We start from the raw sequence: 24,712 nt of genomic DNA on the forward strand, positions 1-24,712 counted from the left end.
GAATGACAAGTATAATTTATAGTCCAAAAGATATTTTTGAACAGGAATTTAAAACCAGCATGCGTGGTTTTGATAAAAAAGAAGTTGATGAGTTTTTAGATAATGTTATTAAAGATTATGAAGCTTATATTGCAGAGATAGAGCATTTAAAGGCTGAAAATGAGAGACTTAGAAAAAAGGTCGGCAGTCAAAGTCGGTCCTCTCATGCAGATGAGCATTCTTCAATGATGCAACCAACCCGTGTGACTCAGACAGCAACCAACTTTGATATTCTTAAGAGAATTAGTCGCTTAGAAAAAGAGGTTTTTGGCAAGCAGATTACAGATTATTAAGTAATTAATAGTGATTGCAATTTTCGGATAATCGCGTAGTATTTGAATACTATGAGGAAAGTCCATGCTAGCACTGGCTGTGATGCCAGTAGTGTTTGTGCTAGGCGAAAAAATAAGCCTAGGGATGTAATGTTACATTACGGCAGATAAAAAAGCTAAGTCTTTAAGATATGCTTGAGTAATCTTGAAAGTGCCACAGTGACGTAGTTTTTATGGAAACGTAAAAAATGGAACGCGGTAAACCCCTCAAGCTAGCAACCCAAACTTTGGTCGGGGCATGGAATAGATTGGAAACGAACGAGCTATTCTGACTGTTTAATATTCAGTAGACAGATGATTATCGAAGGAAATGATACCTAGTTATTTCCGGAACAAAACATGGCTTATAGAAAATTGCATAATAGGTTAAGCTAGCACTTGCTAGCTTTTATTTGATTAAAAAGAAAGATTAATATGAAAGAAAATTTTAAATTAGTAGCTACTGTTGCTGCAGGCTTAGAGTCTGTAGTAGGTAAAGAAGTAAAAGCTTTAGGCTTTGATTGTAAGGTGGAAAACGGCAAGGTTTATTTTGAAGGTGGGATAGAGGCAATCATCAAAACAAATCTATGGCTCCGTGCAGCAGATAGAATTAAAATTATAGTTGGTCAATTTCAGGCAAAAACATTTGAGGAACTATTCCAAGGCGTTAATAATTTAGATTGGGAAGACTATCTTCCTTTAGGCTCTAAATTCCCCATTTCAAAAGCAAAATGTGTCAAGTCTAGATTGCACAACGAGCCTAGTGTCCAAGCTATTACTAAAAAGGCTGTTGTTAAAAAACTCCAAAAACACTATCATCGTCCAGAAGGAGTACCTCTTCAAGAAGTTGGTTCTGAATTTAAAATAGAGGTTTCTCTTTTGAAAGATGTGGCTACCATTATGATTGATACCAGTGGCTCGAGTTTGTTTAAACGTGGTTATCGTATTCAAAAAGGTGGGGCACCTATAAAAGAAAATATGGCAGCAGCTATCCTAGAATTGAGTAATTGGTTCCCTGATAAACCTCTTGTTGATCCTACTTGTGGCTCAGGAACATTCTGTATTGAAGCAGCTCTAATTGGGATGAACATTGCTCCTGGTTTTAACCGCTCTTTTGCTTTCGAAGAATGGAGCTGGGTAGACAAAGATACTGTTCAGGCTATTAGAAATCAAGCTGAAGAAATGGCTAATTATGATATTAAGCTTGATATATCTGGTTTTGATATTGACGGCAGAATGATTGAGATAGCTAAAAAGAATGCACAAGAGGCTGGTCTAGCTGATCTTATTACCTTTAAACAGATGCGCCTTCAGGATTTTACCACTGAAAAATTAAATGGGGTCATCGTTTCAAATCCACCTTATGGAGAACGTTTGCTTGATGACAAAGCAGTTGACATTTTGTATAATGAAATGGGTCAAGCCTTTGCCCCATTAAAAACATGGAGTAAATTTATTTTAACTAATGACGAGAATTTCGAAAAGAAATTTGGTAGTCAAGCTGATAAAAAACGAAAACTTTATAACGGAACCCTGAAAGTTGATCTCTATCACTTTTATGGTGAAAGGATTAAACGAAATTTAAGCGAGAGGTAATATAACGTGTCAGAAGAAAAAAAAGAATTTGATATGGCCAAAGAAGACCAGACTCTAGACATGGATCAGGCCAAAAACATGACGGTTGGCGAAGCTGTTCGCAAAGATTCAGAACTTAAAGCAGGCATTACTGATGATGATAGTGTTTTAGATAAGTATATTAAGCAACATCACCAAGAAGTGGTTTCACAAAAATTTGCTACTAAAAGTGCAGAAGCAGAGAATCTAGATACAGCTAGCTTGGATAATTTTATAAAAAAACAAAGAGAAGAACTCTTACAATCAGGTGCACTTGACGATGATTCCGTAGCATCAGCTGATGATTGGCTAGATGTAAGTGACCAGACTTATAAGCAAGAAGAAGTCTTTATTGAGCCAGAGGAAAGTCCACTAACCACTTCAACCAAGGAGACTTTCTCACATCGTAGTCTTGATACGAGTGATAGCTTTTTAGAAAAGACTGATTGTGGAACAAAAAAAAAATCTAAAAAGAAAAAGCTATGGTTCTTGTTTATTCTGTTACTTCTCATTCTAGGTCTAGTTTTTGGTCTGACTTTTTTAAGACAGTCTAATACTAATTCAAAAACAAGCAGCCGCCAAACAAGTCAAAGCAAATCAAGTATAGCAAGTAAAGAAGCAGAAAAAGCCGACAGCTTCAACAAGGCTTATAAAGAATTCTTTACAGATAAAAATCAAACAAAACTAAAAAATGATTCCTTTGACAAGCTTGACAAATTAGAAGAAAATCTTCAAAAATTAAAAAACACTTCTTACTATGAAAAGGCAAAAACAAAATTTGATAGTTTGAAAAAACAAATAAGTGCTATCCAAGCGGTCAATGCAAAATTCTCTTCAGATGCCATTAAAAATGGCGAAAAAGTGACTGCTAGTGTTAAAGATAATGCTAATTTTGATGATTTAAAGAGTGAAACCTTAAAAACAGGGAATGCTAGACTAGATAAGCTTTTACAAACAGTGATTGACAGTGGTCGCAAGCAAGTCAGTGATAAGACTAAGCTTGCTCAAGAAAAAGCTAGTCAAGAAGCACAGGCACAAGCAAAAGCTGAAGAAGAAAATAAAGCAAAAGAAGGAGCTGTTTCAGCAGCTACCACACCTGCTTATACTAGTCCAGTAGCACCTGCAAGTCCTATCATTTACGGGATGAGCCCAAGTACTGTTCCAGGTTTGCAAAGAGAATTATCACGTGTTCCTTACAATAATGCTCTTATAGCTGATCAGACTAACCCAGCTTGGGCCTTTAATCCAGGAGTTCTAGAAAAAATAGTTGCTACATCTCAAGCTAGGGGTTATATTTCTGGTAATAACTATATTTTAGACCCTGTTAATATCATTAATGGTAATGGTTACTATAACATGTTTAAGCCAGATGGCACCTATCTTTTCTCTATCAACTGTAAAACAGGTTACTTTGTAGGGAATGCTAAAGGACATGCCGACGACCTAGATTATTAAGCTATTTTTTAAGACCATAACTTGTGGTTATTGCTAATACAAAAGACCAAGAGATTGACTAGCATCCTAAAATTGCTTTTAGGGTCCTGTTCATTTCGCTTGGTCTTTTTATAGTTATTTATTTATATGAACCTAGATGATATGCCGATCAAAGGCTTGGTCTGAAATGCCTTGGTCTAGAATAAGCTGTGCCCATTCTTTAGCAGAAAAAAGGCTATGGTCTTTATAGTTACCACAAGATTCAATAGTTGTCCCAGGAACATCTTCCCAAGAAATCCCCTCAACAATTTCTTGAAGGCTCGATTTAATAACCTGAGCAATTTCAGTAGTGGTGTGTTGCCCCCACATAATTAGATGAAAGCCTGTACGACAGCCAAATGGTGAGCAATCAATCATGCCATCAATACGTTGCCGAATTAATTTAGCTAGTAAGTGTTCAATAGTATGTAAACCAGCAGTTTCAATGGAGTTGGTATTTGGCTGCACAAGTCGGATATCATAGTTTGTAATAATATCACCTTTAGGTCCCTTATCTTCTGAAATAAGACGTACATAAGGGGCTTTTACAATAGTATGATCAAGTTCAAAGCTTTCTACAATAACTTCTTTTGGCATAGGAATCTCCTTTTTATTTCTATCTCATATCATATGCTATGATACCATATTTTATTTGATGTGTAATAGTAATTCAGTCTTATTTAAATTGTCTAATAGTTCATTTTATGATAAACTTAATTTATAGCTTTCTTTTTAAATGAAAACTAATAAAAATTGAGGTGGAGACATGTATAATATTATTATATTTAGTGTTTGTGCCCTCATTGGTTTGATAATAGGTTATGCACTCATTTCGCTAAAATTAAAATCAGCGAAAGAACATGCAGACTTGACTCTTTTAAATGCTGAACAAGATGCTGTAAATATTCGCGGAAAGGCTGAAGAAGAAGCTGAACATATTAAAAAATCAGCCCAACGTGAAAGCAAAGCAAATCGTAAAGAATTACTACTAGAAGCAAAAGAAGAGGCGAGAAAATATCGCGAAGAGATTGAGCAAGAATTTAAATCTGAAAGACAAGAGTTAAAACAACTAGAAACGCGCCTAACGGAGCGGGCCTTTTCTCTTGACCGAAAAGATGAGAATTTATCAAGTAAAGAAAAAATACTAGATAGCAAAGAACAAAGTCTGACCGATAAATCTAAACATATTGATGAGCGACAAACACAAGTTGAAAAACTTGAAGAAGAAAAACAAGTCGAGCTAGAACGTGTTGCTGCTATGACAATTGCTGAGGCAAGAGAAGTTATTTTAATGGAGACAGAAAATAAACTATCCTATGAAATTGCTACTCGCATCCGAGATGCAGAACGTGATATCAAAGACCGTACTACAAAAACAGCTAAAGACTTACTGGCTCAAGCCATGCAACGTATGGCGGGAGAATATGTTACTGAACAGACAATAACAAGCGTCCATCTGCCTGATGATAATATGAAAGGTCGTATTATTGGCCGTGAAGGACGAAATATCAGAACACTAGAAAGTCTAACAGGAATTGATGTCATTATTGATGATACACCAGAGGTTGTTGTCTTATCTGGTTTTGACCCAATACGTCGTGAAATTGCCCGAATGACTTTAGAATCCTTAATCGCTGATGGTCGTATTCATCCAGCAAGGATTGAGGAATTAGTTGAAAAGAACCGACTTGAAATGGATAACCGTATCCGTGAATATGGTGAAGCAGCTGCTTATGAAATTGGTGCACCAAACTTGCATCCTGATTTAATAAAAATCATGGGTCGTCTCCAATTTAGAACTTCCTTTGGACAAAATGTTCTCAGACATTCTGTTGAAGTTGGTAAACTTGCAGGTATCTTGGCAGGAGAATTAGGTGAGAATGTTGCCTTGGCTAGACGGGCTGGCTTTATGCATGATATCGGCAAAGCCATTGACCGAGAAGTTGAGGGTAGTCACGTAGAGATTGGTATGGAATTTGCACGTAAGTACAAAGAACATCCTGTTGTTATTAATACTATTGCAAGTCATCATGGAGATGTTGAGCCAGAATCAGTTATCGCTGTTTTGGTTGCTGCGGCGGATGCCTTAAGTTCAGCACGTCCGGGCGCACGAAATGAATCCATGGAAAATTACATTAAACGTTTACGTGATCTTGAAGAAATTGCCACAAGCTTTGATGGTGTTCAAACAAGCTTTGCCTTGCAAGCAGGAAGAGAAATTCGGATTATGGTTCAACCAGAAAAATTATCTGATGATGAAGTTGTTATCCTGTCTCACAAGGTACGTGAAAAAATTGAAAACAACCTCGATTATCCTGGGAATATCAAAGTTACTGTTATTCGTGAGATGCGAGCTATTGATTATGCTAAGTAAAAAAGAGGAGAGCTCCTCTTTTTTACTTGGTTGGGCTTATAATATTGTCTTGAAAAAAGAAGCCTAATTTGATAAACTAGTAGAAAGCAATGATTAAGGAGTATACAATGTCTGAACGTGGTTTGTTGATCGTCTTTTCAGGACCATCAGGTGTAGGTAAAGGGACGGTTAGGCAGGAGATTTTCTCAACCCCCGATCATAAGTTTGAGTATTCAGTTTCGATGACAACACGTCCTCAACGTCCGGGTGAGGTTGATGGAGTTGACTATTTTTTCCGCACACGTGAAGAATTTGAAGAATTAATTAGAAATGGTCAAATCTTGGAATATGCTGAGTATGTCGGTAATTATTATGGAACTCCCTTAAGCTATGTTAATGAAACCTTAGATAAGGGAATTGATGTTTTCTTAGAAATAGAAGTTCAAGGTGCCCTACAAGTTAAATCCAAAGTGCCAGATGGGGTTTTTATTTTTTTAACACCACCTGATTTGGAACAATTAGAAGAGCGCTTAGTAGGTAGAGGTACTGACAGTAAAGAAGTTATAGCTCAACGTATTAAGCGTGCTAGTGAAGAGATAGCATTAATGCGTGAGTATGATTATGCAGTAGTAAATGATCAAGTGCCACTTGCTGCCGAGCGGGTTAAACGTATTATTGAAACAGAACATTTTCGTGTGGAACGTGTGATTGGTCGTTATGATAATATGATTAAGAACACAAAACCACTTGTTTAAAAAGAAAAGAGTAAAAAATATGATGTTAAAACCTTCAATTGATACTTTACTAGATAAAGTACCATCAAAATATTCACTTGTTATTTTACAGGCAAAACGTGCCCATGAATTAGAGGCTGGTTCTAAGGGAACCCAAAAATTCAAGTCTGTTAAATCAACCTTGCAAGCCTTGGAAGAAATTGAATCAGGAAACGTTGTTATTCATCCAGACCCATCTGCAAAACGTGCAGCCGTTAGGGCTAAGATTGAAGCTGAACGTCGTGCCAAAGTAGAAGAAGAACGTAAGATAAAAGAACAAATTGCAAAAGAAAAAGAAGAAGAAGGAGAAAAAATCTAAGGTTTGATAAATCTTAGGTTTTTTCATATGATTAATTGAAGAAGTAAAAGAAAGGATATCAGAATGGAAAAAGTTGCACAGATAATTATTGATATACCTTTAATGCAAACCGATAAACCTTTTTCTTATAGGATCCCGAGAGAAGTGGCTAACCTTATCTCAGCAGGCTCTCGTGTGCATGTTCCCTTTGGAAAGGGGAATCGCTTATTACAGGGATTTGTTATTGATTTTATTGAGGTAGAAGATAGTAGTCATCTTAAAATGATTGACTCGCTTTTAGATGTGGAACCAGTTTTAAATAAGGAACAGTTAGCACTAGCCAGTCAGTTGCGAAAAAGAGTCTTTTCATATAAAGTTACGCTCTTAAAAGCTATGATTCCTAATCTTTTAAATTCTAATTATGATAAAGAGCTTATCCCTAATGACACTATAAGTGAGCAAGAACGGCAAATGATTTTTGCACATAAAAGCTCTGTTTTATTGTCCCAATTATCCAAAGAAGAAGAAATTAAAAGTTTAGCTTTAATCAAGGCAAATAAGGTTTCTGTTCACTATATTGCTAAAGATAAAAAGACAATCAAGACAAAGAAGTGGTACAAGGTTAATTTACCTCTTCTTAAAGAACATCCTATTTCAAACAGAGCCAAAAAAAGACAGGCTCTCAAGGACTATTTACTGGATAATCCCGCTGATGGACAACTAAGTCAGCTACAAGTCTTGTTTTCTAGAGATATTCTTCTTTATTTTATCGAAAATAAGCTTCTAACAACTTATGAAGTCAAGGTTAACCGAAGCGATAGCTATTTCGAAGATATAAAAAGTAGCCAATTCTTAGCTTTAAATGAACAACAAGCAGAGGCAGTAGATACAATCTGTCATGACATTGGGAAAGAATCAAAACCCTTTTTATTGGAAGGGATAACAGGGTCAGGAAAAACAGAAGTTTATTTACATGTGATTGATCGTGTCCTGAAACAGGATAAAACAGCCATCGTTTTAGTTCCTGAGATTTCTCTAACCCCGCAAATGACTAATCGCTTTATTTCACGTTTTGGTAAGCTGGTTGCTATTATGCATTCGGGCTTATCTGATGGAGAAAAGTTTGATGAATGGCAAAAAATCAAAAATGGGCAGGCCAAGGTAGTTGTAGGTGCAAGATCAGCTATTTTTTCCCCTCTTGAAAATATTGGAGCCATTATTATAGATGAGGAACACGAATCGACCTATAAACAAGAGTCCAATCCTCGTTATCACGCAAGAGATGTTGCTTTGATTCGAGCTAAAAGCCATGGGGCAGTACTTGTTCTAGGATCAGCTACCCCAAGCATTGAAAGCAGGGCCAGAGCCAGCAAAGGTGTCTACCACTTTATTGAATTAACCAAAAGAGCAAACCCTTTTTCAGAAATTCCTTCAGTCGAAATTGTAGATTTTAGGGATTACATAGGAAAACAAGAAGTTTCTAATTACACCCCTTATCTGCTTGAAAAAATTAAAGATCGCTTTGAAAAAAAAGAGCAAGTTGTCCTCATGCTTAACCGTAGAGGCTATTCAAGTTTTATTATGTGTCGTGATTGTGGTTATGTCGATAGTTGTCCCAATTGTGATATCTCCTTGACTCTGCATATGGATACTAAAACTATGAATTGCCATTACTGTGGCTTTCAAAAAGCAATTCCTCATAAATGCCCTAATTGCCATAGCTCAAGCATTAGGTACTATGGAACAGGTACCCAAAAAGCCTATGACGAATTGAAAGAGGTTCTGCCTGAGGCACGTATTATCCGAATGGATGTGGACACTACCAGAAAAAAAGGAAGCCATGAAAAGCTCTTGACTCAATTTGCTAATCAAGAAGCCGATATTTTACTGGGAACTCAGATGATTGCAAAGGGCTTGGATTTTCCCAACGTAACCTTAGTTGGTGTTCTTAATGCAGATACTTCCCTAAATTTGCCTGATTTCAGAGCATCAGAAAAAACTTTCCAACTCTTAACCCAGGTCGCAGGTAGAGCAGGTAGAGCAGAAAAATTAGGAGAAGTTTTAATCCAGACCTACAATCCAGACCATTATGCGATTAAGCTAGCTAAAGACCAAAATTACGAAGCTTTTTATGCCTATGAAATGAAAATTAGACAAAAGATGGCTTACCCCCCTTATTATTTCACAGTTGGTTTGACCATATCCCATCAGGTAGAAGAAGAAGCGGTTAAAAAGTCTTATCAGATAATGTCTATTTTAAGGCAGAATCTTTCAGATCAGGTGAAACTATTAGGACCAACTCCTAAGCCTATTGCTAGAACCCATAATCTTTATCATTATCAAATCATTATAAAATATCGTTTTGAAAATTATTTAGAAGACACTTTAAATATGATCTTGGACTGGAGCCAAGAAAAAGGCAACAAATCACTAAAGCTTTCCATAGACCAAGAACCTCAAAACTTTACTTAAGTAAGGGGCTTGTTTGAAACCTAGAGATAAGCTACTATGCTATAATGAAATATAATCTTAAATGAGGAAAAATATGACAAAAATACTATTCATGGGAACACCCCAATTTTCAGCCACTGTATTAAAAGGACTTATAGATGATAGCAATTATGATATTTTAGCTGTGGTAACACAGCCAGATAGGGCTGTTGGCCGAAAAAAAGTCCTCAACATGACACCTGTTAAAGAGGTGGCCTTGGAACATAATATTCCTGTTTATCAACCTAAAAAATTATCTGCTTCTAAAGAACTAGAAGAGATTCTTACTTTGGGTGCAGATGGCATTGTTACAGCAGCTTTTGGCCAATTTTTACCAATGAAACTGATTCATTCTGTAGACTTTGCAGTAAATGTCCATGCCTCTCTTTTACCCAAATACCGTGGAGGTGCACCTATTCATTATGCTCTCATTAATGGAGAAGATGAAATTGGTGTTACTATTATGGAGATGGTAAAGGAAATGGATGCCGGTGATATGATTTCAAAGGCCAGTATTCCTATTCTAGAAAGTGATAATGTAGGGACCTTATTTGAGAAATTAGCGTTACTTGGTCGTGATCTCTTATTAAAAACGCTACCAGATTATTTATCAGGAGATTTAAAACCAGTAGCACAAGACCACTCACAAGCTAGTTTTTCACCAAATATTAGCCCTGAGCAAGAAAGACTGGACTGGACCAAAGGGTCAATGGAAGTCTTTAATCAGGTTAGAGGAATGAATCCTTGGCCCGTTGCTCATACTTATTTAAATGAAAATCGATTTAAAGTCTATCAAGTAGAACTTGTTCAAGGTCAGGGAGAACCTGGACAAATTATTGAAAAAACCAAGAATGATTTAATTGTAGCAACAGGCAATGGGGCTGTGGCCTTAAAAATAGTTCAACCATCAGGGAAACCTAAAATGACCATAAAAGATTTTTTGAATGGACTTGGTCGAGACGTGAAAATAGGAGAATATTTTGGCAAATAATTGGAAACAACTGCCACGTGGTAAGGCACTAATGATTATAGAGGATGTTTTTGATAATGAAGCTTATTCTAACATTTCCCTTAATAATCAATTATCTAATAAATCATTAAATGATAAAGACAAATCCCTTATTACAGAAATTGTTTATGGAACGGTATCACGAAAAATAACCTTAGAATGGTATTTGTCCTTTTATATTAAAGACCGTGAAAAAATTGAGAAGTGGGTCTATTACCTCTTAATGCTTAGTCTCTATCAACTTCTATATCTTGATAAGGTACCTGCCCATGGTATTGTTAATGAAGCAGTGACTATAGCTAAAAATCGAGGCAATAAACGTGGTGCTGAAAAATATGTTAATGCTATTCTTCGTCAGTTAGCTGTAGCCGAATTACCAAAAATAGATCAGATTAAGCGAAAAAACAAGCGTTACTCGGTTACCTATTCTCTACCAATCTGGTTAGTTAAGAAATTGATAGATCAGTTTGGCGAAGAAGCTGCTCTTAACATCATGGATAGCCTTTATCAACCAAGTAAAGCAAGTATTCGGGTAAATAATCTAAGTAAGTATGATACTATTAGGCAGGATTTAAAGGCAGACAAATCCCAAATAGCTTCCAGTGCTTTGACCAAATCAAGTGGTTATTTTGCAGCCAATCCCTATTTTACAAATGGTGATATTACTATTCAAGATGAAACAAGTCAGCTTGTTGCCCCAACGCTATCGATTCAAGAAGAGGATATTATTTTGGATGCTTGTAGTGCACCGGGTGGAAAAACTGTCCATATGGCATCATATCTCAGGACGGGAAAAGTTATTGCCATGGATATATATGATCATAAGTTGGATCTGGTTAAAGAAAATGCTAGACGTTTAGGCTTGTCTGATAAAATTGAAACTAAAAAATGTGATGCCAGAAAAACACATCAACATTTCCCAGCTGATTCTTTTGATAAGATTCTAGTGGATGCCCCTTGTTCAGGAATTGGTCTGATACGACGAAAACCTGATCTTAAATATAAAAAAGATATAGCCGATCTGATGCAATTGCAGGAAATTCAACTAGAGATATTGTCTAGTGTTTGTCAAACAGTGCGTAAAGGTGGTATAATAACCTATAGTACATGCACTATTTTTGATGAAGAAAATTTTCAAGTCATTGAAAATTTTTTAGCAAGTCATTCTAATTTTGAACAGGTAATATTAACACATCCACAAGCAGATATTGTCAAAAAAGGTTGCTTATTGATTACACCTGAGCAATATCAAACTGATGGCTTCTTTATTAGCCAAATAAGGCGAGTCTTGTAGTATTTAGGAGGAGACTGACTGAGTCAGAAACACAAATATGAAAATTTCATTAATAACAGATATTGGGCAAAAACGCTCAAACAATCAAGATTATATTAATAAGTATGATAATAAAAAGGGACTTACCCTTATTGTTCTAGCAGATGGCATGGGTGGACATAGAGCTGGTAATATTGCCAGTGAAATGACAGTTACTGACCTTGGTAAAGTATGGGTTCAAACAGAACTAACTGAATTAAGTCAAATTAAAGACTGGTTGTTAGATACTATTGAGTTAGAAAATAAACGTGTCTATGAAATGGGCCAAGATGAAGATTATAAAGGTATGGGTACGACTGTTGAAGCAGTAGTCCTTCTTGAAAATAATGCCATTTATGCCCATGTTGGGGATTCTCGTATTGGCTTAGTCAAAGATGGCCAATACACCTTGTTAACCAGTGATCATTCCCTTGTTAATGAACTTGTTAAGGCTGGACAAATTACAGAAGAAGAAGCAATTGGTCATCCTCAAAAAAATATTATTACTCAATCAATAGGTCAGTCAGCTCCTTTAGAAACTGATTTAGGAGTGAAGATTTTAGAAGGAAATGATTATTTAGTAATCAACTCTGATGGACTTACCAATATGGTTTCTAATGCAGAAATTGCAGAAATTATCTCTAAAGACATTAGTCTAGATGAAAAAAATCAAGCATTAATTAATTTAGCTAACCTAAGAGGTGGTCTAGATAATATCACAATCGCTTTGGTTCATTACGAAAGTGAGGATAAAGAATGATACAGATTGGCAAGTTATTTGCTGGTCGTTATCGCATCTTAAAATCTATAGGCCGTGGTGGCATGGCAGATGTATATTTAGCTAATGATTTGATTTTAGATAATGAAGAAGTTGCTATAAAAGTACTACGGACCAATTATCAAACAGATCAGGTAGCAGTTGCTCGTTTCCAAAGGGAAGCGCGAGCCATGGCTGAATTAAATCATCCTAATATTGTTGCTATTAGAGATATAGGTGAAGAAGACGGACAGCAATTTTTAGTAATGGAATATGTTGATGGTTCTGACCTTAAAAAATATATTCAGGACAATGCACCCTTATCCAACAATCAAGTTGTAAAGATTATGGAAGAAGTGCTATCAGCAATGACCCTAGCCCATCAAAAAGGAATAGTTCATAGAGATTTAAAACCACAAAACATCTTATTAACCAAATCAGGTGTGGTCAAGGTAACAGACTTTGGTATTGCAGTGGCTTTCGCTGAGACCAGTTTAACCCAAACAAATTCCATGCTAGGTAGTGTGCATTACTTATCACCAGAACAAGCGCGTGGTTCAAAAGCAACAATCCAAAGTGATATTTATGCTATGGGGATTATGCTCTATGAAATGCTAACAGGCCACATTCCCTATGATGGAGATAGTGCTGTTACCATTGCTTTACAGCATTTTCAAAAACCCTTACCCTCTATTTTAGAAGAAAATTCAATGGTTCCTCAAGCCTTAGAAAATGTTGTGATCAAAGCAACTGCTAAAAAATTGAGTGATCGTTATGCAACTACTTTTGAGATGAGCCGTGATTTAATGACGGCATTAAGTTATAACCGAAGTAGAGAGAAAAAACTCGTTTTTGATGATGGTGAAAATACAAAACCACTTCCACGAGTTACTCCTACTCCTATTACTAGCCCTAAAAATTCATCTCCAAGTCTTTCTAATACTTCAAGAGATCCTCGTGATAATCAGAAAGATTCTATCAAAAAACCTAAAAAAGAAAAGAAACGGAATCGTTTCTTGAGTACGCTTTTTAAGATTCTCTTTGCTATTTTTGTTGTTGGTGTAGCCTTCTTTGCCTATTTAATCCTAACGAAACCATCAACAGTAAAAGTACCAAATGTTAATGGTGCAAGCTTAAAGGTTGCAGAGACTGAATTGAAAAATCTAGGTTTCAAGGTTGGGGATATTAAAGAAATTGAAAGTGATAGTGTTGCTGAAGGAAATGTTGTAAAAACAAACCCTAAAGCAGGTACTTCAAAAAGAGAAGGTGCTACTGTTGATATCTATCTTTCAATAGGCAACAAAGGCTTTGTATTGCCAGATTATAAGGGGCAAGCTTATCAAGATGTTATTTCAGATTTAGTAACGAATTATGGAGTCTCTAAGTCAAAAATAAAAATTGAAAGAATTGTCACCAACGAATATGAAAAGGATCTTGTCATTAGTCAGTCTCCTACCAAAGGAGAAAAGTTCAATCCTAATGGTAAATCAAAAATTACCTTAAGCGTAGCAACAAGCGATACTGTTAAGATGCCAATATTGACTAACATTTCCTATAGTGAAGCCGTTAATCAATTAACAGCTCTTGGTATTTCTGCCTCAAGGATTAAGGCATACTATCCTGATTCTTCTTCTGAAACAGGCTATAGTAAGATGATGAAACCTAAGAATTCACTCATTGTCAGTGCTCAAGATCCTTATGCAGGTGTAGATGTTTCTTTATCAGATTCAAGTGAGATTAGCATATACCTTTATCCACATGACTCATCTTCTTCAAATTCTGATTCATCATCTTCAGCTACTACGTCAAATACAAGCTCATCAAGTCAAACATCGTCTTCGACAGCTTCAACAAGTAGTAGCTCAACGGATACTTCCTCGAGTGACCCTCAACATCATAACGGAGCATAAGAAAAAAACCATTAGCTAAAGAAAAAACTTTAGTAATGGTTTTTTTAGCTCTTTACTTAGTCCAGGATGAATTTTTTAGGTTTTTTTGATAAAATGACAAAGAAGTGGAAGGAGAAAAATGAAAAAATTTCAGTTTTTTTTATTAGTTGAATGTATCCTATTAGCCATGGGGATTATGACAATATTAGAAAATGATATTTCTGGCTTTGTTTTTATACTAGTTATTATTTTATTGGCTCTACGTTTCTATAATCAAGATAGTCGAAATAACTTTTTGTTAACAGTCAGTCTCCTCATCTTGTTTTTGATTCTAATGCTTAACCCTTATATTATTTTGGCTGTGCTTTTTGGTATTGTATATGTTTTTATCAATCACTTTTCTCAAGTTAAGAAAAAAAATAGGTTTGCCCTAATTCGTTTTAAAGATGAAGAAATCAGTGTTAAACCTACTAAACATCAGTGGATTGGCGCAGCAAATTATGAAAGTGACTACTATGCTTTTGATGACATCAACATTATCAGGGTTAGTGGTAACGACACTATTGACTTGACAAATGTTATTGTTACAGGGCAAGATAATGTGATTATGATTCGTAAATTATTTGGACGGACAAAGGTATTAGTACCTATTGATGTTGCGGTGACTTTAGATGTGAGTTCTGTTTATGCAAGTGTTAACTTTCTAGGTTGTCAAGAATATGACTTACGAAATGAATCAATAAAATTAGGCTATAACAAAGATTCTGCCAGCTTAAAAAAGGTTAAAATCGTTATTAATACTATTGCTGGGAATATTGAGGTGGCAAGACAATGAAAAAAAGATATTATATTTTGATTTGGCTTTATTCCACCATTACAGTTTTATCCATACTTTTTGTAGTTATGGATAATCTAGATCTGAACTTTGCTTATATTACAGGTAATCTTTGGCGAGCAGAAAAACTCTTTTTTTCTATTTTACTCCTAATTGTATCTGTGACACTCTTGCTTTTACTCTTATGGATTATTCTAGATGATACTAGTAAAAGGAGTATCAATCATAATTTGAGACGAATATTAAATAACCAGCCTATTCAATTGGATGAGACATCTGAACTTAATATCAACCTTAAAAGGCTTTCTAAAAAAATGTTTCATATGACAAATAGCCTCCAAAAAAAAGAGAGTGCTTATATTTTAGATAGCCAAAATATTGTTCATCGTGAAAGAAAAAGAATTGCTAGGGATTTACATGATACTGTAAGCCAGGAGCTTTTTGCCTCATCAATGATCCTCTCAGGAGTTTCAATGAGTTTGGATAATCTTGATAAAGAACAATTAAATAAACAGATTTTAACAGTTGAAGCCATGCTACAAAATGCCCAAAAAGATCTAAGGGTATTATTATTACATTTACGACCAACAGAATTGGCTAATCGGACCTTAACTGAAGGTATTCAAATGATTTTAAAAGAGCTCACTGATAAAAGTGATATTGAAGTAATTTATAAAGAAAATATCAAGCAACTTCCTAGAACTATGGAAGATAATCTGTTTAGAATTGCTCAAGAATTCATCAGCAATACCTTAAAACATGCTAAGGCAAGCCGAATTGAAGTTTACCTTAATCAATCCACAAATGAGGTTCAGCTAAAAATGATTGATAATGGACGAGGCTTTGATATGGATGAAGTTAGAGATTTAAGTTATGGCCTTAAAAATATTGAAGATCGCGTAGATGATTTGGCAGGGACAATCAACCTAATCAGCCAAAAAGATAAGGGGGTTTCCATGGATATTAGATTACCCTTAGTGATGGGAGAACATAATGGATAATATTAAAGTGATACTAGTAGACGATCATGAAATGGTTCGTCTAGGACTTAAAAGTTTCTTGGATATGCAAGAAGGAATTGAGGTTATTGCTGAAGGATCAAATGGTAAAGAAGGGGTTGATTTAAGTCTCAGTTTAAAACCAGATGTTGTGGTTATGGATCTTGTGATGCCAGAACTTAATGGTGTAGAAGCTACTCTAGAAATTTTAGAAAAATGGAAGGACGCTAAAATCCTAGTCCTGACTTCTTATCTAGATAATGAAAAAATCTATCCCGTTATTGAAGCAGGAGCCAAGGGCTATATGCTCAAAACATCTAGTGCAGCAGAAATATTAAATGCTATTAAAAAAGTTTCAAAGGGCCAATTAGCTATTGAGACAGAGGTAGATAAAAAAATTAAGGCTCATAATAAAAATCCGGATTTGCACGAAGAACTTACAGCGCGTGAATATGATATCCTTTATTTACTCGCCAAAGGATATGACAACCAAACTATCGCAAATGAATTATTTATTTCTTTAAAGACAGTCAAAACACATGTGTCAAATATTCTTGCTAAACTTGAAGTAGATGATAGAACACAGGCTGTTGTCTATGCGTTCAGACATCACTTAGTCCCACAAGACGACAATTAGTGGTATAATAAAGAGAGTATTAGGAGGAAAAATGGACGCAAAAACAAAATATAAAGCAAAGAAAATAAAGATGGTTTTCTTTGATATCGATGACACACTCCGAGTAAAAGATACTGGCTTTATGCCTGAGTCTATTCCCCTTATCTTTAACAAATTAAAAGCAAAAGGTGTTTTAACAGGTATAGCTTCAGGAAGAGCTCGATATGGTGTCCCAGCAGAAGTACAGGCATTAGGGGCTGATTTTTGTGTAAAATTAAATGGTGCCTATGCCAAAGATCATGCCAATACAGTTATTTTTCATGCTCCAATTCCAGATGAAGTTGTGGTTAGGTTCAAGGAATGGGCTGACGCTGTAGGAATTCAATATGGAATGGCTGGCAAACATCAAGCTGTCTTATCAGAACGCAATGACCTAATTAGCAATGCTATTGATAATGTTTATGCCAATTTAGTGGTTTGTCCTGATTACAATGAAAAAAATGATATTTACCAAATGTGGACCTTTGAAAATCAGGGGGATTCTTTACAGCTTCCAAGTGATTTAGCAGAAGTTTTACGTTTGGTGAGGTGGCACGATAATTCTTCGGATGTTGTCTTAAAAGGGACCTCAAAAGCTTTAGGAGTGGCTAAGGTTGCAGAACATTTAGGATTAAAACCAGAAAATATTTTGGTATTTGGAGATGAATTAAATGATTTAGAATTGTTTGATTATGCTGGAATTAGCATTGCTATGGGAATATCACACCCACTAGTACAGGAAAAGGCCGATTTTATAACAAAAAAAGTAGAAGAAGATGGCATTCAATATGCTCTGGAGGAACTAGGATTGATTGAAAAAGAATTACACTTTCCACAAGTAGACTTAGAAAAAGCAGAAGGACCTAAGGCTATTATTAAGACTAATCATGGGGATATGAAGTTACAATTGTTCCCTGAACAGGCTCCAAAAACCGTCGCTAATTTTATTGGTTTGGCAAAAGAAGGATATTATGATGGCATTATCTTCCATCGTATTATTCCAGAATTTATGATTCAAGGTGGAGATCCAACTGGAACAGGCATGGGTGGCCAGTCTATCTATGGTGATAGTTTTGAAGATGAATTTTCAGATCAACTTTACAATCTGCGAGGAGCCTTATCTATGGCTAACGCTGGTCCAAATACCAACGGCAGCCAATTCTTTATTGTTCAAAATTCAAAAGTGCCTTATGCGCAAAAAGAATTGGAACGTGGTGGCTGGCCTGGGGAAATAGCAGAGCTTTATGCAACCAATGGTGGAACACCACATCTTGATAGAAGACATACAGTTTTTGGACAGTTAACTGATGATAATTCTTACCTAGTTTTAGATAAAATTGCAGCAGTTGAAACAGGCGCACAAGATAAGCCTAAAGAAGATGTTATCATTGAAACCATTGAGGTAATTGATTAATGAAAATTGGCGACAAATTGCATGGAACGGTCACAGGCATTAAGTCCTATGGCGCTTTTGTTGCTCTTGAAAATGGAACTACAGGATTGATTCATATTTCAGAGGTAAAAACAGGTTATATTGATGACATCAATGATTTCCTCGAACTGGGACAAGAGATTTTAGTTCAGATTGTAGATTATGATGAGTTTAGCCATAAAGCTAGCTTATCATTAAGAACATTAGAGGAAGAAAAGCATCATCTTTCTCATCGCCATCGTTTTTCAGACAGTAGATTAAAAATTGGCTTTAAACCTTTGAAAGATGCATTGCCTAGCTGGATTGAAGAAGGCCTAACTTCCTTTAAAAAGTAGTTGCCTTAGACTAAAGTATTGTTTATAAAGTAAAGCCCTCAATTATATATTTTGAGACTAAAAAAGTAGTAATCATCAGCCACTTGGCCTTGGATTACTACTTTTTTCTTTAATTAAAATGATAAAGTTCTGTGGAGAGATAACGTTCACCACTATCTGGTAATAGAGCTAAAACTTTTTTTCCAGGTCCTAGCTTTCTAGCTACTTCAAGAGCAGCATAAATAGCAGCACCTGATGAAATCCCTACCAGAAAACCTTCTTTGCTACCTATTTGTCGCCCAGTAATTAAGGCATCTTCAGATGTGACACGAATAATGTGATCATAAGCTTTGGTATCTAATATCTCAGGGATAAAGCCAGCAGAGATTCCCTGAATTTTATGAGAGGATGGCTCTTTCCCTGAAAGAACAGCAGATTCATCTGCTTCAACAGCATAGACCTGAAGATCAGGGAAGTGTTTTTTCAGACTATGAGAAACTCCTGTAATTGTTCCTCCAGTTCCTACTCCAGCCACAAAAGCATCCAAGGTGCTATCAGCAAAAGCATTAAGAATTTCTTTACCAGTGCTTATTTCGTGAATATGGGGGTTAGCAGAGTTATTAAATTGTAAGGGAAGCCAGCCTCCTCTTTCTTTAGCCAGATTTTCTGCTTTTTTTATAGCACCTTTCATTCCTTCACTACCTGGGGTTAAAATAATTTCAGCACCATAGGCTTGGATGATTTGTCTTCTTTCAATACTCATGGTCTCAGGCATTACAATAATGACCTTATACCCCTTAGCAGCTCCTACCCAGGCTAAGCCAATACCGGTGTTACCACTTGTAGGTTCTATGATAGTATCTCCAGGTTTAATAAGACCGTCCTTCTCAGCAGCTTCAAGCATGGCTAAGGCAATGCGGTCTTTAACAGAAGAACCAGGATTGAAAGATTCTAATTTGACATAAATCTCTGCACTTCCTTCAGGAACTATGCTATTTAGTTTTACAATTGGTGTCTGTCCTACTAATTCTGTGATACTTTTATAGATGTTTCTCATGTAATCACTCCATTCTAATTTAAGTTTACTAATCCTACGCTTAGTATATTACTTATCTAGAGAATGTAAATTAGTTATTTATTATTGCAGCGATATAGACAGTCTATCAAGTCGTACTAGAGGGCTAGTGCTATAATCTTAGGATCAATTCTATAATAGGAAATATTTCCATTATAAAAATCAATGAGTTTAGTAAGAATCAGTTCTTCTTGTGAGGGATCAAAATAAAAGCTACTAGTAATCAGTTCAGTGTACTGAGTATCTTCTTCTTTAAGATGATTTGCTTCTAAAAATTGAGAAAAATTTTGATACTGTGAATAAGTGAGTTCAACTTTTAAGCCTGCTTGCTCCTTAACCTCAACAATTTGCGCCCTTTCTAGAGCTTGGGTAGTAGTAGAAGAATAAGCTCTTATAAGTCCCCCTGTTCCTAATTTTATACCTCCAAAATAACGAGTAACAAGAGCTAAGACATTGGTTAAGGATTGCTTTTCTAAAACAGATAAAATGGGAATACCAGCAGTTCCAGAAGGCTCCCCATCGTCACTTGAGCGTTTAATTTCAGATTGCTCTCCAATAATCATAGCTGAACAGGTATGATTAGCCTTGTAATGCGTCTTTTTTATGCTTTCAATAATTTTTTTGCCATCTTCCTCACTATCGATAGGATAAAGCTTGCATATAAATTGTGATTTTTTGATAATAGTTTCAAATGTAACTGTTGCTTGGATTGTTTTATAAGGTTTCATAAATAAATTTTACAAAAATTTCAATTTTTTAGCAAAGCAATTCGAATATAAAGGTATGGACCAACTTGACAATTACTATGGCCGTCTTTTTACCAGCCAACAATTAAATGATGATTTTAAGAAACTAGCTAATCAAAAAGCAAGCATGTCTATGCAAAATAAGCTACTTTTCTGCAATCGTTGTAATAGTGGAATTTTAAAAGAAAATCAATTACCAAATGGTAGCTATTATTGTAGAAAATGTATTATTTTTGGCCGTATTGAAAGTAAAGACCCTCTTTATTATTTTCCGCCTGGGCAGTTTACTAAAACCAAGAGTCTTAAGTGGCGAGGAAGCTTAACACAATATCAAGAAGAAATTTCTACAAAATTAGTAAGTAACTATGAGAAAAAGAAAAAAACCTTAGTTCATGCTGTGACAGGAGCTGGTAAAACAGAGATGATTTACCAACTAATCAGTAAAGTGCTTGATTCAGGGGGCTGGGTTTGTTTAGCTAGTCCAAGAACAGATGTCTGTATTGAGATTCATAAAAGATTAGCTAGAGACTTTTCTGTCGATGTTACACTGATGCATGCAGGTTCAGAAAGCTATAAGAGAAGTCAACTTATAGTGGCAACTACTCATCAGTTATTAAAGTTTTATAGGGCATTTGATTTGCTAATTATTGATGAGGTTGATTCATTTCCCTTTGTTAATAATCATATGCTGAATTGGGGACTTAAGCAATCCTTATCTGAAAAAGGACATCTCGTTCTTTTGACAGCGACTTCCACAAAAGATTTAGAAAAAGAAGTTGCAAAAGGACTATGTGAGAAAGTAACCTTATCAAGAAGATTTCATAATCAGCCTTTAGTTGTTCCAGAATTTCAACTGGTTTTTTCCTTTTTGAGTCACATTGAGAAAGGGAAACTACCTAAGAAGTTTTTAAGCATTTTTGCACAACAACGTAAAACAGGATTCCCTCTTCTTATTTTCTTTCCTATTATTGAAAAAGGAGAGCTTTTTAGTCGTTTGTTAGCAAGCCACTTTCCTCATGAAGCTATTGGCTATGTTTCAAGCCAGTCTCATAATCGAACGGATATAGTTGAAATGTTTAGGAATGAGAGTCTTTCGATACTTGTTACAACGACAATTTTAGAACGTGGTGTCACATTTCCTGGGATTGATGTTTTTGTTGTTCTGGCTAATCATCCTTTATTTAACTGGTCCAGTTTAATTCAGATTTCTGGCCGAGTAGGTAGAGCCGTGCAAAGACCGACCGGCCAGCTCTTGTTCATTCATGAAGGTATAAGTTTTGCAATGTTAAAAGCTAGAAATGAAATTAGAAGAATGAATAAGGAGGCCTACGGGAAATGACTTGTCTGCTCTGCGATTCTACTATAGAAAATTCAGAAGCTTTGCTTGACCTTTTATTAATAAGAAAAAAGGAATCTAAAATCTGTAAAAGTTGCACTTTGGGCTTTGAAAAAAATGAAGGTCAATCCTGTCCTTGCTGTAATAAGGGTGACAAAGAAGAGGTGTGTTCTGATTGTAGGGAGTGGGAAAGAAAAGGTTATAGGGTTTCGCATAAAGCAATATATCGCTATAATCCCAAAATGAAAGAGTATTTTTCGCTATATAAGTTTCAAGGAGACTACGTTTTAAGAGAAGTCTTTGCAAATGAGTTAAAGAAAGTTATTAAGAGTGATTATCAAGGATACTCTATTATTGTGGTTCCACTGAGTTGTCAGAGGCAGAAGGAGAGAGGTTTTAATCAAGTTACGGCCATTTTAGAGTCAGCAAAAATAGAATATCAGGATGTTTTAGGCAAGAAGAACGTAGAAAGGCAATCACTAAAAAGCAAAAAAGAGAGACAAGCTACTTTAAATCCCTTTTACATAAAAGAAGGAAGTCCTGTTTTCAAAAAAGTTTTAATTGTTGATGATATTTATACAACAGGAACAACTATTTGGTACATCTACAGTATTTTGCAAGCTCATGGCAGTAAAGATATTAAAAGTTTAAGCTTAGCACGCTAAGACTTGCAAATTTTCATGAAAACGGTATAATAGTATTAAAGAAAGCGCTTGAGCGCAAGAAAAGAGGTCTCTTATGATAAAATTCAGTATACGTGGAGAAAATATCGAAGTCACCGATGCCATCCGTAATTACGTTGAATCAAAGCTTGCAAAAATTGAAAAATATTTTGTTGAAGATAATGAGATAGATACACGCGTTAATTTAAAAGTCTATCGTGAAAAAACAGCTAAAGTGGAAGTTACTATTCATCTAGATTCTGTTACCTTGAGAGCAGAGGATGTTTCTCAAGACATGTATGGTTCAATTGATTTAGTAGTTGATAAGATAGAACGTCAAATTCGTAAAAATAAAACAAAAATTGCTAAAAAACACAGAGAAAAGATCCCAACAGGACACGTCTTTACAAGTGAATTTGAAGCAGAAGAGGTTGAAGAAGTTCCAGAGATAAAAATTGTGCGTACAAAAAATCTTACTTTAAAACCTATGAGTGTTGAAGAAGCTCGCTTGCAAATGGAATTGTTAGGACACGACTTCTTTATCTATACAGATGCTGAAAATAATGAGACAAATGTCTTGTATCGTCGTGAAGATGGAAATCTAGGTCTAATAGAAGCAAAATAAAATTTACTAAGAGATTTAAAAAGAGAAACCGTTGAACTGCATCCCTTAAGTTGGATTTTTTCTTTCCAACTTAAGGGGTCAGAACACATTAGGTTTCTCTTTTTTTGATAAAAAATCCACGAAAAAAGTATGTCAATCGAAAATGATTATGTCCCGAAAAAAACAGGTCAATAAGTGCAAAATCTGTTATACTTGTAGTTGAGAAGTCTTGTTCTTCTCAGCTTGAAATTCTTCATAAGATTTTCCAAACTTATGAAGATATTTTTTGAAAGATGCGAGTTTCCACGGGTGAGATTGTAGGGGAATAACCTTGCGTCTTTCTTTTTTTGTTTTCGTGAGCATTTTCAAACTCATTAGAGTAAAGCTCGTGTGCTAGTAACTTCCTTGTGGGATAGATCTTATCAGCGATATTTACGTAAATCTCACCATCAAAGGCTTGTATAACCAGTGCCTTTGTTTTACGACTGAAAAAGACCTCGTTTTGCCCTTCAATAGGCAGATAGAAGTTATTTTGAGAACGAATGTGGTGACCACTATCGACGACTCTTTCGGTCACTCTGGCTAGGATTAAATTTCTCTGAGCGGGCTTAGGGGCCACTTCAAAAACGGATAAGCTCGTCTTGTTTCCAAACTTCCTGTTAAAGGGCTTTATCCATCTTTTGAGGTAGTGATTGGCTTCTTCAATGGTGGTGATTTTGTTTCGTTGTAAATCAATGGGAGGTCGTGATTGTAAGGTTTGATTGAGCCTTTCTACCCGTCCCTTTGCTTGTGGAATAGAAGAGGTCTTAATCTCAATTCCTAGCTGATTGCAGGCATAGCCAAACTGAGTAAAGATATCTTCTTCCATTTTCTAGGACGGCTAGGATGAACCTTTTCCTCCACTTCTATGAAGTCAGAGCCAGAGGGTAGAAGAGAGTTTTCTTCAAGCTTCCTTTTCATTGCTTCTTGTTTAATACGCTTTTTGGTTTTTTGTTGGGTTTTAGGTGAAAGTAATCCAGCTTGATAAAGGATTTTTCTCACGCTTGTATCGGAGTAGTGAATTCCCTCTTCAGCTAGTAATTCACAGAAATGAAGGACATTAGGTCTTATGAGTTCATAGTTTTGATATTTTTCAACGATTTTCTCTTTGACTTCTAAGGGGATGGCACGACTTGATTTCTTCTGCCTGTTACCATGTACAAAAGTTTGTTTCCCTTTTTCGTGATAAGCTTTTACCAAACGATTGACCTGTCTTCTAGTTAGTCCTAGTTCCACACAAGCCCTGTTCTTTTGCTTTTTCCCCTCACACACAGCTTTAATTATATAATACTTTTTAGTTTTTACCATGGTTAATTCTATTTTCCTCATCTTTCTAGTATAACAGACGAGACATTTTTATTTTCGACCTAACTAGGATATTATCACTTTCGAATGATATTTGATAAAAAATCCATGAAAAAAGTATTGACAAAGGATCAAAAAGTCGCTATACTGATAAAGTTGTCGGAAAAGGAATTCCTCCTTTACAGATGATAAAGCAAAAAAAGCTGTTGACAAGTCACAGAAGATTTGCTAGAATAAAGAAGTTGTCTCGTAAGAGAAGAAGACCTTTGAGAACTGAATAAGACGAACCAAACGTGAGGGTGATATGGAGACATATTACCCGTCAAAAGACGAGAAATAAATCTGTCAGCGACAGAAAGAACGAGTAAGTTCAAACTAAAACGAGAGTTTGAT

Annotated in this window: 22 protein-coding genes, 1 other RNA gene and 1 pseudogene; 20 read left to right on the top strand and 4 right to left on the bottom strand. The window is 35.6% G+C overall.

Features of this window, described 5'->3' with window-relative positions:
* The first annotated feature begins 2 nt into the window (after positions 1-2).
* The 4 genes from gpsB (at position 3) to A3GU_RS0106260 (ending at position 3,419) form a co-directional block, all read left to right on the top strand.
* Positions 3-332 (top strand): cell division regulator GpsB, encoded by a 330-nt coding sequence (gene gpsB, locus A3GU_RS0106250; protein WP_018366685.1) that lies wholly within the window; start codon positions 3-5, stop codon positions 330-332.
* Positions 333-351: 19 nt separating this feature from the next.
* Positions 352-723, top strand: an RNA gene (gene rnpB, locus A3GU_RS10045) — RNase P RNA component class B.
* 62 nt (positions 724-785) lie between these two features.
* Positions 786-1,946 (top strand): THUMP domain-containing class I SAM-dependent RNA methyltransferase, encoded by a 1,161-nt coding sequence (locus A3GU_RS0106255; RefSeq protein WP_018366686.1) that lies wholly within the window; start codon positions 786-788, stop codon positions 1,944-1,946.
* A gap of 6 nt (positions 1,947-1,952) precedes the next feature.
* Entirely contained in the window at positions 1,953-3,419 is a 1,467-nt protein-coding gene (locus A3GU_RS0106260; RefSeq protein WP_018366687.1) for a cell division site-positioning protein MapZ family protein, read from the top strand.
* Positions 3,420-3,551: 132 nt separating this feature from the next.
* Here A3GU_RS0106260 and A3GU_RS0106265 read toward each other — a convergent pair whose 3' ends face one another.
* Positions 3,552-4,034: an S-ribosylhomocysteine lyase gene (locus A3GU_RS0106265; protein WP_018366688.1), complete on the bottom strand. Its 483-nt coding sequence runs from the start codon at positions 4,032-4,034 to the stop codon at positions 3,552-3,554.
* A gap of 169 nt (positions 4,035-4,203) precedes the next feature.
* Between A3GU_RS0106265 and A3GU_RS0106270 the strand changes: the two genes are divergently transcribed.
* From A3GU_RS0106270 to A3GU_RS0106330, 13 genes are all read left to right on the top strand, one after another.
* A complete protein-coding gene (locus A3GU_RS0106270; RefSeq protein ID WP_018366689.1) occupies positions 4,204-5,811 on the top strand; it encodes a ribonuclease Y in 1,608 nt (535 codons plus the stop codon).
* A 107-nt stretch (positions 5,812-5,918) separates the two neighbouring features.
* A complete protein-coding gene (gene gmk, locus A3GU_RS0106275) occupies positions 5,919-6,545 on the top strand; it encodes a guanylate kinase (protein WP_018366690.1) in 627 nt (208 codons plus the stop codon).
* Positions 6,546-6,564: 19 nt separating this feature from the next.
* Positions 6,565-6,882 carry a DNA-directed RNA polymerase subunit omega gene (gene rpoZ / locus A3GU_RS0106280; RefSeq protein WP_018366691.1) on the top strand — a complete coding sequence of 106 codons (318 nt, stop codon included), beginning with the start codon at positions 6,565-6,567 and terminating at the stop codon, positions 6,880-6,882.
* Between the two features lie 63 nt (positions 6,883-6,945).
* Positions 6,946-9,333: a primosomal protein N' gene (locus tag A3GU_RS0106285; protein ID WP_018366692.1), complete on the top strand. Its 2,388-nt coding sequence runs from the start codon at positions 6,946-6,948 to the stop codon at positions 9,331-9,333.
* A 73-nt stretch (positions 9,334-9,406) separates the two neighbouring features.
* A complete protein-coding gene (gene fmt / locus A3GU_RS0106290) occupies positions 9,407-10,342 on the top strand; it encodes a methionyl-tRNA formyltransferase (protein WP_018366693.1) in 936 nt (311 codons plus the stop codon).
* Positions 10,332-11,654, top strand: coding sequence for a 16S rRNA (cytosine(967)-C(5))-methyltransferase RsmB (rsmB, locus tag A3GU_RS0106295; RefSeq protein WP_018366694.1), 1,323 nt, complete (start codon positions 10,332-10,334; stop codon positions 11,652-11,654). The genes fmt and rsmB overlap by 11 nt, the downstream gene beginning before the upstream one ends.
* Positions 11,655-11,691: 37 nt before the next feature.
* Positions 11,692-12,432 (top strand): Stp1/IreP family PP2C-type Ser/Thr phosphatase, encoded by a 741-nt coding sequence (locus A3GU_RS0106300; RefSeq protein WP_018366695.1) that lies wholly within the window; start codon positions 11,692-11,694, stop codon positions 12,430-12,432.
* Positions 12,429-14,339 (top strand): Stk1 family PASTA domain-containing Ser/Thr kinase, encoded by a 1,911-nt coding sequence (pknB, locus tag A3GU_RS0106305; RefSeq protein WP_018366696.1) that lies wholly within the window; start codon positions 12,429-12,431, stop codon positions 14,337-14,339. The genes A3GU_RS0106300 and pknB overlap by 4 nt, the downstream gene beginning before the upstream one ends.
* 118 nt (positions 14,340-14,457) lie before the next feature.
* The gene (gene liaF / locus A3GU_RS0106310; protein WP_018366697.1) at positions 14,458-15,153 is read left to right on the top strand and encodes a cell wall-active antibiotics response protein LiaF; all 696 of its coding nucleotides are present in this window, start codon (positions 14,458-14,460) and stop codon (positions 15,151-15,153) included.
* Entirely contained in the window at positions 15,150-16,154 is a 1,005-nt protein-coding gene (locus A3GU_RS0106315; RefSeq protein WP_018366698.1) for an envelope stress sensor histidine kinase LiaS, read from the top strand. The genes liaF and A3GU_RS0106315 overlap by 4 nt, the downstream gene beginning before the upstream one ends.
* Positions 16,147-16,788 carry a response regulator transcription factor gene (locus A3GU_RS0106320; RefSeq protein WP_018366699.1) on the top strand — a complete coding sequence of 214 codons (642 nt, stop codon included), beginning with the start codon at positions 16,147-16,149 and terminating at the stop codon, positions 16,786-16,788. Before A3GU_RS0106315 ends, A3GU_RS0106320 begins: the two co-directional genes overlap by 8 nt.
* A 31-nt stretch (positions 16,789-16,819) precedes the next feature.
* Positions 16,820-18,220, top strand: a complete 1,401-nt coding sequence (locus A3GU_RS0106325) for a bifunctional Cof-type HAD-IIB family hydrolase/peptidylprolyl isomerase (RefSeq protein WP_018366700.1) — start codon at positions 16,820-16,822, stop codon at positions 18,218-18,220.
* A complete protein-coding gene (locus A3GU_RS0106330) occupies positions 18,220-18,573 on the top strand; it encodes a S1 RNA-binding domain-containing protein (protein ID WP_018366701.1) in 354 nt (117 codons plus the stop codon). Before A3GU_RS0106325 ends, A3GU_RS0106330 begins: the two co-directional genes overlap by 1 nt.
* Before the next feature lie 109 nt (positions 18,574-18,682).
* Here A3GU_RS0106330 and cysK read toward each other — a convergent pair whose 3' ends face one another.
* Both cysK and A3GU_RS0106340 read right to left on the bottom strand, forming a co-directional pair.
* A complete protein-coding gene (gene cysK / locus A3GU_RS0106335; protein ID WP_018366702.1) occupies positions 18,683-19,609 on the bottom strand; it encodes a cysteine synthase A in 927 nt (308 codons plus the stop codon).
* Between the two features lie 116 nt (positions 19,610-19,725).
* Positions 19,726-20,355, bottom strand: coding sequence for a YigZ family protein (locus A3GU_RS0106340; protein ID WP_018366703.1), 630 nt, complete (start codon positions 20,353-20,355; stop codon positions 19,726-19,728).
* A 55-nt stretch (positions 20,356-20,410) separates the two neighbouring features.
* On the opposite strand from A3GU_RS0106340, the gene A3GU_RS0106345 reads away from it, so the two are divergent.
* The 3 genes from A3GU_RS0106345 to hpf all read left to right on the top strand — a co-directional run bounded on the left by A3GU_RS0106345 (position 20,411) and on the right by hpf (position 22,996).
* The gene (locus tag A3GU_RS0106345; protein ID WP_018366704.1) at positions 20,411-21,712 is read left to right on the top strand and encodes an ATP-dependent helicase ComFA; all 1,302 of its coding nucleotides are present in this window, start codon (positions 20,411-20,413) and stop codon (positions 21,710-21,712) included.
* Positions 21,713-21,753: 41 nt separating this feature from the next.
* Positions 21,754-22,374: a ComF family protein gene (locus A3GU_RS0106350; RefSeq protein ID WP_245537482.1), complete on the top strand. Its 621-nt coding sequence runs from the start codon at positions 21,754-21,756 to the stop codon at positions 22,372-22,374.
* Between the two features lie 73 nt (positions 22,375-22,447).
* Positions 22,448-22,996 (top strand): ribosome hibernation-promoting factor, HPF/YfiA family, encoded by a 549-nt coding sequence (hpf, locus tag A3GU_RS0106355; RefSeq protein WP_018366706.1) that lies wholly within the window; start codon positions 22,448-22,450, stop codon positions 22,994-22,996.
* A gap of 186 nt (positions 22,997-23,182) precedes the next feature.
* On the opposite strand, the pseudogene A3GU_RS10050 reads toward hpf, so the two are convergent.
* A pseudogene (locus A3GU_RS10050) lies at positions 23,183-24,322 on the bottom strand (transposase family protein).
* Positions 24,323-24,712: the final 390 nt, after the last annotated feature.

It is taken from the genome of Streptococcus didelphis DSM 15616, assembly GCF_000380005.1.
Lineage (GTDB): Bacteria > Bacillota > Bacilli > Lactobacillales > Streptococcaceae > Streptococcus > Streptococcus didelphis.

Coding starts and splice junctions, on each gene's coding strand:
- gpsB (WP_018366685.1), top strand. CDS start 3: ATGACAAGTATAATTTATAGTCCAAAAGATATTTTTGAACAGGAATTT.
- A3GU_RS0106255 (WP_018366686.1), top strand. CDS start 786: ATGAAAGAAAATTTTAAATTAGTAGCTACTGTTGCTGCAGGCTTAGAG.
- A3GU_RS0106265 (WP_018366688.1), bottom strand. CDS start 4,034: ATGCCAAAAGAAGTTATTGTAGAAAGCTTTGAACTTGATCATACTATT.
- A3GU_RS0106270 (WP_018366689.1), top strand. CDS start 4,204: ATGTATAATATTATTATATTTAGTGTTTGTGCCCTCATTGGTTTGATA.
- gmk (WP_018366690.1), top strand. CDS start 5,919: ATGTCTGAACGTGGTTTGTTGATCGTCTTTTCAGGACCATCAGGTGTA.
- rpoZ (WP_018366691.1), top strand. CDS start 6,565: ATGATGTTAAAACCTTCAATTGATACTTTACTAGATAAAGTACCATCA.
- A3GU_RS0106285 (WP_018366692.1), top strand. CDS start 6,946: ATGGAAAAAGTTGCACAGATAATTATTGATATACCTTTAATGCAAACC.
- fmt (WP_018366693.1), top strand. CDS start 9,407: ATGACAAAAATACTATTCATGGGAACACCCCAATTTTCAGCCACTGTA.
- A3GU_RS0106300 (WP_018366695.1), top strand. CDS start 11,692: ATGAAAATTTCATTAATAACAGATATTGGGCAAAAACGCTCAAACAAT.
- pknB (WP_018366696.1), top strand. CDS start 12,429: ATGATACAGATTGGCAAGTTATTTGCTGGTCGTTATCGCATCTTAAAA.
- liaF (WP_018366697.1), top strand. CDS start 14,458: ATGAAAAAATTTCAGTTTTTTTTATTAGTTGAATGTATCCTATTAGCC.
- A3GU_RS0106315 (WP_018366698.1), top strand. CDS start 15,150: ATGAAAAAAAGATATTATATTTTGATTTGGCTTTATTCCACCATTACA.
- A3GU_RS0106320 (WP_018366699.1), top strand. CDS start 16,147: ATGGATAATATTAAAGTGATACTAGTAGACGATCATGAAATGGTTCGT.
- A3GU_RS0106325 (WP_018366700.1), top strand. CDS start 16,820: ATGGACGCAAAAACAAAATATAAAGCAAAGAAAATAAAGATGGTTTTC.
- A3GU_RS0106330 (WP_018366701.1), top strand. CDS start 18,220: ATGAAAATTGGCGACAAATTGCATGGAACGGTCACAGGCATTAAGTCC.
- cysK (WP_018366702.1), bottom strand. CDS start 19,609: ATGAGAAACATCTATAAAAGTATCACAGAATTAGTAGGACAGACACCA.
- A3GU_RS0106340 (WP_018366703.1), bottom strand. CDS start 20,355: ATGAAACCTTATAAAACAATCCAAGCAACAGTTACATTTGAAACTATT.
- A3GU_RS0106345 (WP_018366704.1), top strand. CDS start 20,411: ATGGACCAACTTGACAATTACTATGGCCGTCTTTTTACCAGCCAACAA.
- hpf (WP_018366706.1), top strand. CDS start 22,448: ATGATAAAATTCAGTATACGTGGAGAAAATATCGAAGTCACCGATGCC.